The sequence below is a fragment of the Candidatus Midichloria mitochondrii IricVA genome (genome assembly GCF_000219355.1).
GTDB classification, from domain to species: domain Bacteria; phylum Pseudomonadota; class Alphaproteobacteria; order Rickettsiales; family Midichloriaceae; genus Midichloria; species Midichloria mitochondrii.
Genome location: NC_015722.1, coordinates 668,294 through 682,952 on the forward strand (window position 1 = coordinate 668,294; position 14,659 = coordinate 682,952).

Consider the following 14,659-nt stretch of genomic DNA (forward strand, 5'->3'; position numbering starts at 1 on the left):
AATCTATCAACTACCACCCCCAGGCATTCCACCACCGCCACCTCCTCCACTACCAGCAGCACTAATCCCTTCACGCACTTTATCTCCGCCACCACCTTCTTCTTTACCACCTTCACCTCCGCCCTTGTTGACTCCACCACTCTCATTTGCAGCAGCACTGGCACCACCAGCCGCTCCACCACCACTACCAGCTGCAGCCATGATTGCTGCGATATTAATACTTCCTTTGGCCATACTTCCTAAATCCTGCACTCCTGTTAATATAGCTAAGAAGCCCGAGACCGATCCAAGAAATAAATAGAAGAGAAAGGCAAATAACATTAATTTTAAAACAGCATCAAGATAGGTACCAACGAAGATATCTTTTAGGATGGTAAATTTGCCAAGAGGACCTAAATCAAGAGTTTCAGTCAGAGTACCATTAATATTCCCAAGATTAGCACCACAAGGATCTGCTCCCACTGCTTCATAAGTAGTACAAAATACAGAATCAACTCCAGCACAAGCTTTCTTTATGTCATTTCTATTGTTGACTAGGTCTATATCACCAAAAAATACCGAATCAAAAGTTGCAAGCATCAAGGCTATAAAAGCGAATAATAATGCAGGATATAAAATATAACCAATTATCAATTGCATCCATTTTTGGAAAATGCTTTTTGTGTAATCAAATAAAGCGAAACAAATAATTATAGGAGAGACTAAAACCAATATTGTAAGTACAAACATTGATAGTATGAAAATATGTATAAATTTAAATATTACTAGTAATAACATTTGGCAATATATAAACGATACGACACCAAGCAGGAATCCTTCCATACTAACCAAAATTGCTGCTGATATTATCCATACTCCTATAAGACCTGCAATAGTGTACTTACATGAGCCCAGATTCAGGTAATTCAACAACTTACAGTCTATCAGATCCCAAACAGTGATTTTTACTTTATCCTTAAAGCCCATCGTAGGCTGTAAAGCTTGATTTAGTATATAACCAGAAGAAGCGTCCCCTGTTCCACTTGATTGTATGGCAGCAGATACCGGTATTTCCCTTTCTCCAAACAGATTAAAGCCCTCGAATTGATATTGGCAAAAACCTATTGGATCATTATCATTCTGCGCGCCCATAAAAAACCCTGCTATCTCACTAGAAGCAGATAAGAGCGCTGGATACAACCCCACCTTCTCTCCATTTTTAACTTCATACCAAGCATTACCAGTTGCGAAATAAAGAACTAGCCCAAACTTTACTACATACATTATTAACTCGCCTCTTTGCGGTAACTCAGCTGCAGTGATAATCTTTATACCAACTAAGGTGACATACAATACTAGTACCGCATACACTATCTGTTTTAAACGCTCTTGAACAATTTGGAAAAACGGTTTTTGCCCATTAACATTCACTCCACTAGGCTCAATAAACACCTTCACCAATAAATCCTGCATACAACCAATTACCGTGCTAATTATATGCATGTCACTGCTTAAGAAATCCTTCACGTATTTCTTTTGAATCCCAAGCTCATCAGTATCCCGTAAGGATTTACCCAAAGCATTCAAATCACTTCGTCCGGTAATAAAATAATAGCACCTAGTATCTTGTAAGTAGACTTTTAAGAATTCATCTAAATCAAGATCATCAGCAGGGGGCGGCACATAGCTACACCCAATTCTTATTGGTAATAATGTATAAGGAGTAACCACGCATAACTGTACCTTACCAACTCCAGATACAAATCTATAATACGCGTGATAATGCGCAGGGAGCTGGTACTTATCGTTATCAGATTTTTTTGCAGCCAATATAAGCTCCTGCCTTTTTGGACTTCCTTGGCCTCCAGCTCTGCACCTGTTCAGGCCGCTCCAAAATCTATCCCATCCCGATACATAATGCACCACCACCTTACCAACCATATCTTTTTTGGCATATTTGGCCGCATCGCCTGCACAATAAGGAGAAGCTGCTCCCATATATCCCCAAGTCCTTCCAATTAAGGCTTCATCTTCCTCTACTCCTGATTTTAAAGTTGTGCCAGTGTCTGGGTCATAGAAAGGATCACAATGATAATAAAAAGGTACATCCACTGCAGTAAGCGCATTTGGATGAGTATTTAATACTAAGTTTGACCCCTTTTCTTCACATTGTACCCATCCTTGCTCAAAATTTATATATTCATGAGGAGCTACTATATAGGCATTGGTACAAAGATCTATCATGATTACATATTCTATACCCATAGCAAGTAAGGCAAATATAGTACCAAACGGCACAGCAGTAAGCATGGCCGCATAAACCACTCCTCTCCCCACGTTTGTTATTAGAGCAAGGCCACCAACACCCCCATCTTTACAGCTATTTTTATTTTTGCTGAGCATTGTTGGAATACAGGTATTGTTAAAAGCTCCATATTCCCAAGGCCATGTAGCTTTCCCACTTGTAAAGCAATTGTCTATGTTACCTAAATAACCAAATCCAGAATCAGTCACTGAACGAGATTCAAATTCAATCATAGAGTCAAATGCAAGTGCTCTGCCATTTAACATTAAAATGGGGAGCATTATAATAAAAAAAAGTTGGAATTTTTTTATTATGTGTTGCATAACTATTCCTTCAATTCTTTTAATCTGCTATTAAACTTCGGTAACCAAACATTTGGATCATCCCCATATTCCTTTCTTACTTCGTCCAGCACAATCACCGTATCTGCTCTACCTGATAAAACATTTATTATGTCTGGCATACTAGACAAATCTATACGCGCTACTACAGCATTATTACCTTGCTTCACTAAAAAGAATCTGCTCCCTGGATCAGTAGTTTTGATTAATTGATATTCTCTTTCACTAAGCATAAATGCTGTCTTATACACTTCAGTAGCTTTTAGGTTAGGAAGAAAGATTTGGGTTGCTGTTTGTTGTATTAAGGTATCGCTTATCGCGCTTTTGCTTGCATCTTCCACGCTCTGAGTTGCAAAAATCACAAAAGTATTAAGTTTACGCAGAACTTTTAACCAGTCTTTAATTTTGGGAGCAAATATTGGGTTATCAATTAGCGCCCAGGCCTCATCCAAAACTATCATACTTGGAGTACCATCCAGCGATAAGTTAATTTTGTGAAAAATATAACTTAAAACAGGCCCAAGACTCGCCTTATCTTTAAGTAATTCGGCCATCTCGAAACCAAAAATATTAGCCTCGTCAAAATCTATGGTGTCGGTAGGATTATCAAAGATTTTTGCATGTGAACCACCGCTGTGCCACATAGCCATTCTGCTTGCAAGGCTCCCTGGTCCTTCCAACCCTAAAAATGGAGCAATGTTGCTTAAGCCTCTATTTGATTTATCAAGCTTGTAGTTACCATTAATTGATGTATTTAGTGCAGCGATATCTTCGGCGGTTATGACTTCACCATTAACCGATACTAGCTGTTTTAGCCAATCTAATAAGAACGTTCTATTTTCACCCGTATCTGGTAATAATAAAGGATTTAAATTACAAGCCTGTGCTGGGTCTATTACTGTATAATGTCCATTCAGCGCTCTGATAAAAATTTCAGCGCCGCGGTCCTTATCAAAAAAGAATAGCCTGCACTTAAACTTTTGCGCCTGAGCACACAAAAAATTCATCATCACGGTCTTACCAGAGCCCGTGGGCCCTATGATGGTAGTATGCCCAACGTCGCGAAGGTGAAAATTGAAGTAATAAGGAGTACCAGAAGTAGTGTCAAGAACAGTAACCGCGTCTCCCCAGTGATTTTTCTTAGGTCTACCTGTTGGGTAATTATGCAATGAATTAAATGACGCCAGATTCATGGTATTTATTGTAGAGGACCTAACAATGAAATCAAAATTTCCAGGTAATTGAGCCCAAAATGCTGGCTCCATATTAATTTTTTCTCTAACCCCGATACCTCCTGTATTTGTCAATTCTACAGCTGACATAGATAAAATATTTTCAAGTTCTTTTGGACTATCAGTCAAACACATTACGGTTAAATGATGCGTACCAAAGGCTATTTCTCCTCCCATTGCTTTATCGAGCGCTTCACTAATTTCCATGATCTGAGAGACAGCTTTATCGCCTGCTTGAATCATCCTATTTTGCTGCAACTGCATTCTGTTTATCGATGCTTGTCTATTAGCAAACTGAAAAGATTGAGTGATGACAAACTCAAAAGGCATACGTAAGAAGGAATCCAGCATGCCAGCCCAGGTTTTTGGTCCATATTCTTTGACACTCACAATCCCAGCAAATTTACTTTTACCATTTTGTAATTTTGCTTCAATAGCGCGAGAACCAAAGTATAACCTTTGTCCACCAATTGTAGAATTCATATTATAGGGGGTGAATAATATCTTTGATTCTTGGCCACAGTTCACTATTTTAGCAAAAAATTCTGCGGGTTCTGAGTAATGTTTATCTCCAACTTTTTCGATACCAAGAATTCTTGCATCGTATTCTCTTAAAGAATTTACAACACGGCCCGTCGCTTCTTCCAATTGTTCATAAGCTCCCCAGAGTGGTTTGTACCATTCCTTACCATAGGATGCACTGATGAAACTAAATAATTTATCAAATACTGAGCTTTTTGAGCTAATTCCCTTTCTTATAATTGATATATAAAGTTCATTTATATAAGCTCTTCTAGTTTGATGGCGTTTACACCATTTTTGATCAAGATAACTCGCAAAGCCCTCTGGCATATCAATATTATAATAACCTTCAGGATAAGCTTGATGCTCCTTTCTTATGATATGAAAATATAAAGCAATATTATTATCACTCATACCTTTAAAAAGCAGATTTCTAATGGTTTTTTTTATATCCAAGTCCTCATCATCTGCGGTTTCAAAAGAAAAGCCTCCTACTTTTACCACCTGTACTAACTGGTTATTTCTTGTATAAACTGTAGTATCATTAAAATGATTAATATAAGGTATAAAGCCACTTACTGGATATTCGTTCTGGGCAATATATTGTCTTTCTATTTTAGTGCGTAAAAACTTTACCATGTTAGCAACCAATCTTAATAGACGTCATAAGAATTTGCTCCATGGAACAATCTATTTTTACTCCGAGAACACTTTTCTGCCCTAACCTTAAAAAGCTCTATAAATAACGGTTCTTTTGAGCAAAGATAATATCCTAAAGCATGTATAGGAAACATTGAGACTAAATATTTAAAATTGGATGTACTGATATACAATAACATACATGCCATACCATTTAGTATCGCAAAAGTATAGCTCACTCCAAAAAGCATCGGAGGACGCGTTAATCCTACAAAAAGTGGATCTGCCTTTACTACACCACTCATAAAACTTACTCCTTCTACCTATTTTCATAGCACATATAAAAGGATTAGCTTTTGAGCACTTATTGTCAATCTTAATTTATTCTTTATAAATTAGATAATATTTACATTCGACTAACATTTTGTTATATAAACATTATGCTGCGCTGCAAAATTTTATAATACCACCAATGGTTGCGCTAACTTAACCGATGTGTAAGCCTTTTTTCTCCGAAATAAATTTTACTAATTTATGCCATTCTTCGATAAAGTTATTTCTCATACAAACATACAAACAGATGCAAATTACTTGTGCCCTAAGAGCGAAGAGATTCTTATTATGAAAGGTATAGCAAATTCAATCAAATTGCTGCTATCTTTCGCGATTGAAGGAACAAAAGCCTTCACCATGTTAGAAAAAATGCATTATTTTTGTCTAAAAGAATTATGCTTGTACGAAAATGAAAACGATACAGAAATAAATAATGTTGCCTCTCTGGGTACACTAAGATATCTTAGCCTTGTATTTAAATATGTCTCAAGCGGCAATATACCTATAGCCTTCTCTGCAGTTGCTCCCTGTTTTTTACTTAAAAAAAAATATGATAATGAATCAGAAAATATAAAAAATGAAATAAAAAATTTTCTTGATCTTATAGCAGAAGACCAAACTCTTGAAACCAAAAAGAATATGGAAAATATAATCTTAGACAGCACACGGATATATTTATCAATCAAGTAATATAAAAGTTGCAAATCAACTTTTAGTGCTGTAGGATAAGTCTGTGGTATTGTAATATTAACTTAAAAATTTAATTGAGGAGTTAATTACGTTGCACGCAACACCAAAAGACAAATCTCTCTACAGATTTAATTCAAACAAAGCTAAGCTTACAAGGTGAAGTAGAAAGCCTCAAACACCTTAAAGTGGCAAATGAAGCTCTAAAACGTCAAATGATTGCTTTAAACCAATTAAAAGCTGCCAGAGAAGATCGGGTCAAAGAGCAAGCTGGAACACATGTATACCATTAACCTCAGTTTGACGTAAGGAGTAGGCCCGCAAGCCTATTTTCCATGAGATATACCGGGTTTGAAGACATAAGCCAAGAGCCCTGAGAAAAAGAGGTTTTGGCCAAGAAATTGTTTGGCGAGCGATGCCTTTAAAGATCTTATTACGGCTAGTACGTAAGTTATGACAAACCTTCCAGCTTTTTGTTGAGTCAACGCACCTGTTTGTTTCCCTTTGCAGCAATTCAGCAGAATGACCAACGGGGTGACCGCGTCTCGCATCAGCTCAACAAAGCGATTGTAGCTGACAAGCTTCGGCAATTCCTCTCTGAAAGAGATTTGAACACAGTTTAGGTAAAAATCTTTGAATCCGGTAATGCCCTCAAATGAAACAAAACGAGGATCGTTATAACTTCGGAAAGCATCATCCCAGACTCTCGTTCCCTTTGTCTCTGCGAGTTTCTTAAGGATCTTTGGTACGTGAGTTGTCGCTTGCAAAAATCATCAATCAAACAAAATATCTCTACTAGGGAAACCACTTTCCTTATTTATCGTGAAATTGAGAGAAACTTAATGGTTACACAGCTTCTTTGAAACCATATCAGATAATTTCTTTAAAACTTACCTCAAACTGGGGTTACTATGGACGAGTTGGAGAGCTGATTTACTCTCCTCTCATACTCTTCTTATACCGCTTTTAGTCATATTCCTGTATGCATTTTAGCGCAGAATTGAAGCTTACAGTGGGAATTTATATTTTGAACACGTGTTTAAATGGTGCCCAGAGGCGGAATCGAACCACCGACACAAGGATTTTCAGTCCTTTGCTCTACCGACTGAGCTATCTGGGCTTTTTAAACTACTTGAAGGTTTGTTTTTTAAAGCATTTTAGATGGCAACCCCTGCGGGACTCGAACCCGCGTTGCCACCGTGAAAGGGTGGAGTCCTAACCGCTAGACGAAGGGGTCAAACTCGTGGAATCATTAATATAACGATTTAATTTTAGAAGCAAGTTTAAATATGCATTTTTTGTAATAAAGTACTGCTGATAATAAATTTAATGAACTATATATTCTATAAGCATAGAAAAAGCAGTGCGTTACCGCAGATATTTAAAAGGCCTATAAAAGTTATAACTTTTATAGAAGAAGGTTGCTTAACCTGCGTCAAGTAACCCATTGGTATAAGAGGAACTTGCTCGATATGAGTATTGTTGTTTTGTGCGTCAAGATTTCCTTGTAGATAAGTGATTAACGTATTTACAATTAACCCTGTGTTAGCTTCTTCATTTGATACAACTGAAGCATCTGTGTTATTATCGGTAATTATAAGTGAACTATCTGAATATTCACTATTTCCATCGCCTTTTTCGTAAGCAGAAGAACCTTAACCAGTGCTGCTTCTGCCGCCTGGGCCGCCATCAGGATTATTATTAGAACCAAGTATCTGCGCTTGGTATTTTACCAGAGCCTAAAGGCATACTAATATCTAGAGGTGATTTTGATAACATGGTGCTTATGATAAGTGTTCTTCCACTCTCTACAAACTGAGTTATCTTGTTTATGATTGAATATCCAAAGCTATCTTCATTTGGCTGAATCTGAGAGCTTGTCATATAAGCTACTGTATAGCTTGCAAGAAGCTACCTGTAGAATTTGTTACAAGAGAAGTAAGGAAACTAGCTGCTATTGTCCTTCATCGGTGACAGTGCGATCGCTATCTGCACTCTGCAGCTCATCTATTACTAAAGACTCTAAGCTAGCAGGAGGGGGGCAAGCAGAATAAGCTGAAGCATCTGCAAGAACTCTTTTTGAGCAGCTGCTTCCATTGCTAGCTGATCTTCTATTGTCTCAAGAGATATTGTGCCACCTTGAGCTTTCAGAGCTCGATCAAATTCTGTTTCTATAAAGTGTATGCCTGCGGGGGGTATTGAATGTTCAAATGGAGAAGCAAGATAACGAATAAGATCGAAATCAGCAACTGCAATACCGAGTTTTTGGAGTTCGACCTTTAAGGCTTCTAATTTTGCTGTTAGCTCTTTATAATCTTTTATCGTTTTGAGTTTTCACTTCTTCCTTAGTGCTAGCTTCTTTTGTTTGGGCTATATTGCCTATCTTTTTCTGCTAAAGCATGAATAGAAGATTTGAAATCTATATTGTATTTATGTCTTAAATGATTTACAGATTGTGACGATTTTAGAGCTGCGATTAGTATCTTAATTAAAGAATTTACACCATCTAGATTTCCTTCAATGCCTATATATAGTCGTAAGATTTCTTTAAGTACTTCCCTAAATACGGCCCGCAGTTGGGAATGAACGAGTTATTGCTTCTAGGTCCTCTGCTGTAAAGATTAGCTTGTCTATTACTAATGGCATAACTCACACTTTCAAGGCATTCGATTGCTATATCATATGATAAGTTTTCTCTTGCATACGTAGTATCACTTTGATCTAAGTCAATAAAAAGCTTATTAGGCTATCTGGATAAAGAATATCATTGATAGTGACTCCGCACTTTTATTAGCAATTTCTTGGTCTTATTCTTGCGATTTTAGCCAAAATGGCTTTACTAAGATCACTATGAGCACTACTAGATTTTTCAGCTTTCAATATTACAAGTTTTGTTTTTTTTTATCTCAAGGTTTAATTTGTTAAGTTGATTGCTGAGTTTATCAGTTACAGCTTCTGTGCTTGCTGCTCCAGCTTCTTTCAAATTTAGTTTTACATCTTCTAATTCGGAATATTTTTATAAAAGCCGCAATTGTTCTTTAGCTATATAGGTTTCCCGCATTATTGCTAAATTAGCTGTTGTTAATTCTAGATTTGTTGGATTAATACAATTTCTGCAATTCCTTTGATTTCTCACCAATTTCCTGCAGTTTTTGTTCTAAGCTTATGATTTTAAAAGCCTAAGATTTTTTTGTTGAAATCAGTAATAATTCTGGTTGGTTCAGTATTGTCTCCATTAGCAGATATGCTACCTGTACCTAAATTAGCAATTGCATTGTTTGTATATTCACAACCACTTGATTTTTAATATCATCAGAAGCTGCTTGGATACACTGAACTGCTCCGTTCCAAGTAGGCAAAAAGGACAAAATAAAAAAGCAAGACAAGTAGAATGAGCAAGAAGGTAATGCAATGAGCAACAACATAGGCTTATTAAATCTTCCTAACCTTGCTTTCACCCATGCTCTCACTTCGCTCTATCAAAGCTCCAACAAAAGATAAAAACAAAGGATGAGGGCTGAATGGCCGGGACTTATATTCTGGATGAAACTGTACTCCTATAAACCAAGGATGCCCTTCCAGTTCTAGAGCTTCAACCAAATTCCCATCAGCCGAGGTTCCGCCTACTCTCATACCTGCCTGCTCAAAATCATTTTTGTAGTTTATATTAAATTCAAATCGATGTCTATGACGTTCCAAAACTCTCTCAAGCTTATAGATCCCCTGGATTTTACTCCCGCTAGTCAAAGAACTTTCATAATTGCCAAGGCGCATGGTGCCACCTAAATTTGACACTCGAGTACGAGTTTCTTTTTCTTCGCCCTTATACCAATTAACCATCAAATCAATCACATTAGAGCAATCACTCGTAAATTCTGTAGAATTTGCATCTCTTATTCCTAGAGCATTACGCGCAAATTCTATAGCAATTAACTGCATACCAAGGCATATGCCAAATAAAGGAATTTTATTTTTTCTGGAATATTCAATAGCATTCATCTTCCCCTCTATACCTCGCGTCCCAAAACCACCTGGGATCATGATCCCGTCAACGTTATCTAACTGCCTATAGATTTGAGAATCAAGTTCATCCGCATCAATCCGTACTAAATTAACTTTACATTTATAGTGGATACCTGCATGCAAAAAGGCTTCCAAAAGAGACTTATAAGCATCCTGTAATTGATTATATTTACCAACAATTGCTATATTCACGCTCCTTTCATGCGTAGTAATTCCGCTTTCAATTAAGTGCCATTTCTCCAAGTTGATTTTATCATTATGCTCTAAGCCAAAATATTCTATAATCTGTTTATCAACATTTTGCTTATAATAAGAAAGGGGAACATGATATATGGTTTTTTGATCGATGCCTGCAATTACCCTATTTTCTGGCACGCTACAAGAAACTGCTATCTTATGCAATAAAGTTTCTGGAATTTCTCTATCAGCTCTACATATTATCAAATCTGGTTGAATTCCTATAGATCTTAATTCCCTAACAGAATGTTGGGTAGGTTTAGTTTTAAGCTCGCCAGCAGTTGCAATATAGGGCAGCAAAGTTAAATGTACACACATAATATTAGCACTACCGCGCTCATATCTAATTTGTCTTACCGCTTCAAGATAAGGCAGAGCCTCTATATCCCCTACTGTACCTCCTATCTCGCATATCATGAAGTCCACCTCAGATTCACCAAATCTAATAAAATCTTTTATCAATTTTGTTAAATGAGGTATGACCTGCACCGTCCCCCCGAGGTATTCTCCCCTTCTCTCTTTACCTATAAGTTTTTCATAAATCTTGCCACTGGTTATAGTATCATTTCTAGAAGCAGAAATATCCGTAAACCTTTCATAGTACCCAAGATCTAAATCCGTCTCTGCACCATCAGCAGTAACAAAAACTTCCCCATGCTGATATGGGCTCATAGTCCCAGGATCCACGTTTAAATATGGATCAAGTTTTTTTAATCTAATGCGGCGGCCGCGAGCCTGCAATAGTGCCGCTATACTCGCTGCACATACTCCTTTCCCTAGCGAAGAAACGACTCCGCCTGTAATAAAGATATATCGACACATAATTTTTATTGTGAAATGGGCACTACAGGATCTTGATTCACTGCTTCTTTAATCGACTCTATGATTTTGCCAGATTTTTGTAAATCCATTATAGTCAACTTAGCCAAACAGAGGCTATTTATCATAAACACAAAAGCTAGTATAAAAGTAGTTTTAGTAATAAAGTTTGCAGATGCTTTGCTAGAAACAATGCCATGCCCACCTCCAGCAAGTCCAGAAACACCATCAGAGCTGCTTTGTTGTAACGATACAGCTAGAATTAAAGAAACAACAACGACGAATTGCAAAACTAACAACAAGGTTAACATAAAACTTTTTTATTATATACTATGAGGCAAAATCACTGTGAGTAATATCAACGAGATAGTATTACTAATCATCAATAATTGCAATGTTTTTTTCACTAAATAAAAGAAACTTATGAAAAGTGTTACAATAAAATCTACGGTAAATTTTTGTTTATTCTTGTTACTGGTTTACTTCATTTATCATACAATAATTGGTAGTAGAGGTCTAATTGCGTATTTAAACTTGAAAAAATCTCTAGCGCAATCACACGATCAGCTTAATGAACTGATTATTACTAGAGAAAAAATCGAAAAAAAGGTGCAACTATTAAACCCTAAAAAGACGGATATGGATTTTTTGGACGAGCTAGCGCGTAAAGAATTAGGGTTAATCCACAAAAACGAAAGGTGTTTTATTCTTAAATATTAAAAATCCCCTATGTTTAAAAGCAATAAAAATCAGTGACTTAAACAAAGAATTGAAATATTTTCAATTCTAGGTATTGGTATACAACTTTAAGTATGCTAGTCTGCTCATAATTAGTTGAATCAACTTACAAAAAGTTGAGACAAAAATTTTGAATACAAATCATATTATGAGGATACATGAATATATTAGGCATAAGAAGTTGTGACATATCAGTTAAGTTGATGCTCTGGCTTAGCATTGCAGTTTTGATTATAGCTGCAAAAAATGCTTGGGCCGCAGATAATGACATGACTATGGTTACAAATGTCATGTGTGCTGCAATCAACCAATTGACTGGACCAATCGGAAGGGCTATTACGATAATTATAGTAATTTCTCTTGGTATAATGTTACTCCTTGGCAAGGTGACCTGGGGTGTTGCAATAGCTCTTGCGGTTGGAATGGGAGTTATCTTTGGAGCAAGGGATGTAGTTAATATCTTATCTGGTGGAACTGGCGCTATATGCTCTTAAAGTTAAGCTAGTTAAAAAACTTCTTTCTACGGTATTTTTTATTTGCCATAAAAGTCATCAATAAATATGCTATAGCAGTCTTAACAGTATTAGGTGATTTTTAGGATGAATAATACCACTCTCCAGACGTACAAGAAGCGAGGAGCAAAGTGTATAGACAATACCCAAGCGACGAGCGATAGAGTTTCAGATGGGAATTGGTGTAATTTGGCAATGGTAAGCAGCAAACTTAAATCAGAAATACTGAAAATCGACCAGATTATAACTGATGCCGCGGAAGGTGCTGATGAAATGTTAGTAAATGAAGTAATCAAGCATATAGCCAAAGCAGGTGGTAAGAGATTAAGGCCTTTATTTACGTTAATATCTGCAAAAATTTTTTCAGATTCTAATGAAAATGCAGTATCACTCGCAGCAGCTGTAGAATTCGTACACACTGCAACTCTACTTCATGACGATGTTGTAGACGAGAGTAGTGTCAGAAGAGGCTTACAAACTGCTAATGACCTTTGGGGAAATAAAACCAGTATATTGGTCGGTGATTATTTATTCAGCCAAGCATTCAAGCTAATGATAAAAACCGAATCATTACAAGCTCTTAATTGTTTGGCCGCCGCTTCTTCCTTGATTTCAAAAGCTGAAGTTAGCCAATTGAGGCTTATCGGAATGGTTGAAATGCAAATAGATGATTATGTAAAGCTGGTTACTGAAAAAACTGCTATACTGTTTGCAGCTGCCTGTCAAGTTGGTGCTATTGTTTCAGGCGCTAAGGACCATGAGGTAGATCATCTTTATGCCTACGGACTAAATTTTGGTATCATCTTTCAGATAATTGACGATTATCTTGACTATTTCGGCCAAGAAGAATCACTAGGCAAACAAATAGGAGGAGATTTTTTAGAGAATAAAGTAACTCTACCCATTATTTTGCTTAAAAACCATTGTAGTGAAGCAGAAAAAGATTTTTTAAGTCAGGTCTTTGCGCGTAGTGATATTAAAAGCGCTGATGAGTTATCAAAAATAATAAATCTCTTAAATAAATACGATATAACCACTGCAATAAAATCAATTGCTAACAAGTATCTAGAAAAATGCTTAAGCGCTCTAGAGCTACTGCCGCAAAACGAATTCGTTCACCATATGGATATGCTAGCCCAAGATTCTTTGCAAAGAATGAGGTAAGAAATTTACTTTGAAGAAAGCGCGGCTTTTAAAAATAATTATTTAGATAATCTCTCTTAGGGTCAACTTCTTTAGGGCTTGTAAATTAATGGGATTACGTCTATCTAATGATTGGACAGGGTCTTCTATATCATCAGCAGGGGACATCAATGGAGATGGGCAGAGAGGACTTGAAATTATTGGAGCTCATTGGGCTAATCCAAGTGGTAGAAGCAACACAGGGCAAGGGGGCGTATGTAATTTTTGATTACTCAAGCTCTCTTCTACAAGCCCATCGGCAATAGGCAGCGTGGTTGTCAGAATTATAGGATTAGGGTTAGTAGTTGGCAGCTATATTTTATATAAAAGGAAACAAAATACTCCAGATTTTACGGATGATGATAATTACCTACTGCAATTCAAGTGAGACCAGCTTGGATGTGCAGCGAGCTTAGCGATAAGGCTCTAAATGATATGTATCTAGGGGAAATCTTTCCAGCTGCAGAACCTTTATTCATCAAACTACCGCTTCTGCAAGCGATTATTTTGGTGGCAGTTGCCGTAAGGTCGTTGCATTTTATAACAATTATTTCGGCACTTTGAAAGTGAAATACACGAGCTAAGCAAAATATTAGTCGGTAAAGAAAACATGCGAGTAGAAACTATTGCTAAGATAGGAAATATCTTTAATATAGCTGGCAGTATGGTTCCAGATACCGTATTAGTATTGCTACCAAATTTATTGCAAGCGTATTTAAGCACGTTGACAACCGGCAACAACAACCAAGGATTAATCAATTAGCTAAAATAGTTTCTTTGCCACTGGAGGAGATTACTGGACTAGCTCGTTTTGCTGCCAAAACTCCAGCGAAAAGTTATGCAACCCAAATTGCTCGCCTTGATAATGAATCAATCGTGAAACTTTCCTATGTAGCAGTGTCACGAGCTTTTGAGTATCTTGGAAGCTTAAAGAAAACTTGGATAAAGCTTGAACCTAAATATTTGGTAGAAGGTGCAAGACATGGAAAATCCAGTGACTGGACTAATACTAAATTATCCGGAGAAAGTATTAATTTGGAGCCGAAGGATTACTCAGCAGGTTTGGTATTTATTCCAACCCCAGTTTGAGGTAAGTTTTAAAGAAATTAT

The 14,659-nt window shown here is 36.8% G+C and carries 13 protein-coding genes and 2 tRNA genes; 7 read left to right on the plus strand and 8 right to left on the minus strand.

What is annotated here, in order from left to right; translation table 11 throughout:
* Nucleotides 1–6 precede the first annotated feature (6 nt).
* From MIDI_RS03485 to MIDI_RS03495, 3 genes are read right to left on the minus strand one after another with little or no spacing between them, the layout of a single operon-like run.
* The gene (locus MIDI_RS03485; protein WP_041185440.1) at nucleotides 7–2,607 is read right to left on the minus strand and encodes a TrbL/VirB6 family protein; all 2,601 of its coding nucleotides are present in this window, start codon (nucleotides 2,605–2,607) and stop codon (nucleotides 7–9) included.
* A 2-nt stretch (nucleotides 2,608–2,609) separates the two neighbouring features.
* Nucleotides 2,610–5,018: a VirB4 family type IV secretion/conjugal transfer ATPase gene (locus tag MIDI_RS03490; RefSeq protein ID WP_041185441.1), complete on the minus strand. Its 2,409-nt coding sequence runs from the start codon at nucleotides 5,016–5,018 to the stop codon at nucleotides 2,610–2,612.
* A gap of 14 nt (nucleotides 5,019–5,032) precedes the next feature.
* Nucleotides 5,033–5,323 carry a VirB3 family type IV secretion system protein gene (locus MIDI_RS03495; RefSeq protein WP_041185442.1) on the minus strand — a complete coding sequence of 97 codons (291 nt, stop codon included), beginning with the start codon at nucleotides 5,321–5,323 and terminating at the stop codon, nucleotides 5,033–5,035.
* 316 nt (nucleotides 5,324–5,639) lie between these two features.
* Here MIDI_RS03495 and MIDI_RS03500 point away from each other — a divergent pair, with 316 nt between their 5' ends.
* Nucleotides 5,640–6,041, plus strand: a complete 402-nt coding sequence (locus MIDI_RS03500; protein ID WP_013951205.1) for a hypothetical protein — start codon at nucleotides 5,640–5,642, stop codon at nucleotides 6,039–6,041.
* A 323-nt stretch (nucleotides 6,042–6,364) separates the two neighbouring features.
* On the opposite strand, the gene MIDI_RS09330 is transcribed toward MIDI_RS03500, so the two are convergent.
* From MIDI_RS09330 to secG, 5 genes are all read right to left on the minus strand, one after another.
* Nucleotides 6,365–6,805, minus strand: a complete 441-nt coding sequence (locus MIDI_RS09330; protein ID WP_052567690.1) for a hypothetical protein — start codon at nucleotides 6,803–6,805, stop codon at nucleotides 6,365–6,367.
* Between the two features lie 277 nt (nucleotides 6,806–7,082).
* Nucleotides 7,083–7,158: transfer RNA gene (locus MIDI_RS03510), tRNA-Phe, on the minus strand.
* A gap of 42 nt (nucleotides 7,159–7,200) precedes the next feature.
* Nucleotides 7,201–7,275, minus strand: a tRNA-Glu gene (locus MIDI_RS03515).
* Between the two features lie 2,195 nt (nucleotides 7,276–9,470).
* Nucleotides 9,471–11,120: a CTP synthase gene (locus tag MIDI_RS03530; RefSeq protein ID WP_013951208.1), complete on the minus strand. Its 1,650-nt coding sequence runs from the start codon at nucleotides 11,118–11,120 to the stop codon at nucleotides 9,471–9,473.
* Between the two features lie 5 nt (nucleotides 11,121–11,125).
* Complete coding sequence (gene secG, locus MIDI_RS03535) at nucleotides 11,126–11,428, minus strand: preprotein translocase subunit SecG (protein WP_013951209.1); 303 nt, start codon at nucleotides 11,426–11,428, stop codon at nucleotides 11,126–11,128.
* Nucleotides 11,429–11,540: 112 nt separating this feature from the next.
* On the opposite strand from secG, the gene MIDI_RS03540 reads away from it, so the two are divergent.
* The 6 genes from MIDI_RS03540 to MIDI_RS03555 all read left to right on the plus strand — a co-directional run bounded on the left by MIDI_RS03540 (nucleotide 11,541) and on the right by MIDI_RS03555 (nucleotide 14,638).
* Nucleotides 11,541–11,837: an FtsB family cell division protein gene (locus MIDI_RS03540; RefSeq protein WP_013951210.1), complete on the plus strand. Its 297-nt coding sequence runs from the start codon at nucleotides 11,541–11,543 to the stop codon at nucleotides 11,835–11,837.
* Nucleotides 11,838–12,013: 176 nt separating this feature from the next.
* Entirely contained in the window at nucleotides 12,014–12,349 is a 336-nt protein-coding gene (locus MIDI_RS06315) for a TrbC/VirB2 family type IV secretion system protein (protein ID WP_052567691.1), read from the plus strand.
* A 213-nt stretch (nucleotides 12,350–12,562) separates the two neighbouring features.
* A complete protein-coding gene (locus tag MIDI_RS03550) occupies nucleotides 12,563–13,531 on the plus strand; it encodes a polyprenyl synthetase family protein (RefSeq protein ID WP_013951212.1) in 969 nt (322 codons plus the stop codon).
* A gap of 88 nt (nucleotides 13,532–13,619) precedes the next feature.
* On the plus strand, nucleotides 13,620–13,778 hold the full coding sequence (locus tag MIDI_RS08630) for a hypothetical protein (RefSeq protein WP_160162250.1): 159 nt from the start codon (nucleotides 13,620–13,622) through the stop codon (nucleotides 13,776–13,778).
* A 381-nt stretch (nucleotides 13,779–14,159) separates the two neighbouring features.
* Complete coding sequence (locus tag MIDI_RS08635) at nucleotides 14,160–14,312, plus strand: hypothetical protein (RefSeq protein WP_013951214.1); 153 nt, start codon at nucleotides 14,160–14,162, stop codon at nucleotides 14,310–14,312.
* Nucleotides 14,313–14,326: 14 nt separating this feature from the next.
* Complete coding sequence (locus tag MIDI_RS03555) at nucleotides 14,327–14,638, plus strand: hypothetical protein (protein WP_041185445.1); 312 nt, start codon at nucleotides 14,327–14,329, stop codon at nucleotides 14,636–14,638.
* The last annotated feature ends 21 nt before the right edge of the window (nucleotides 14,639–14,659 follow it).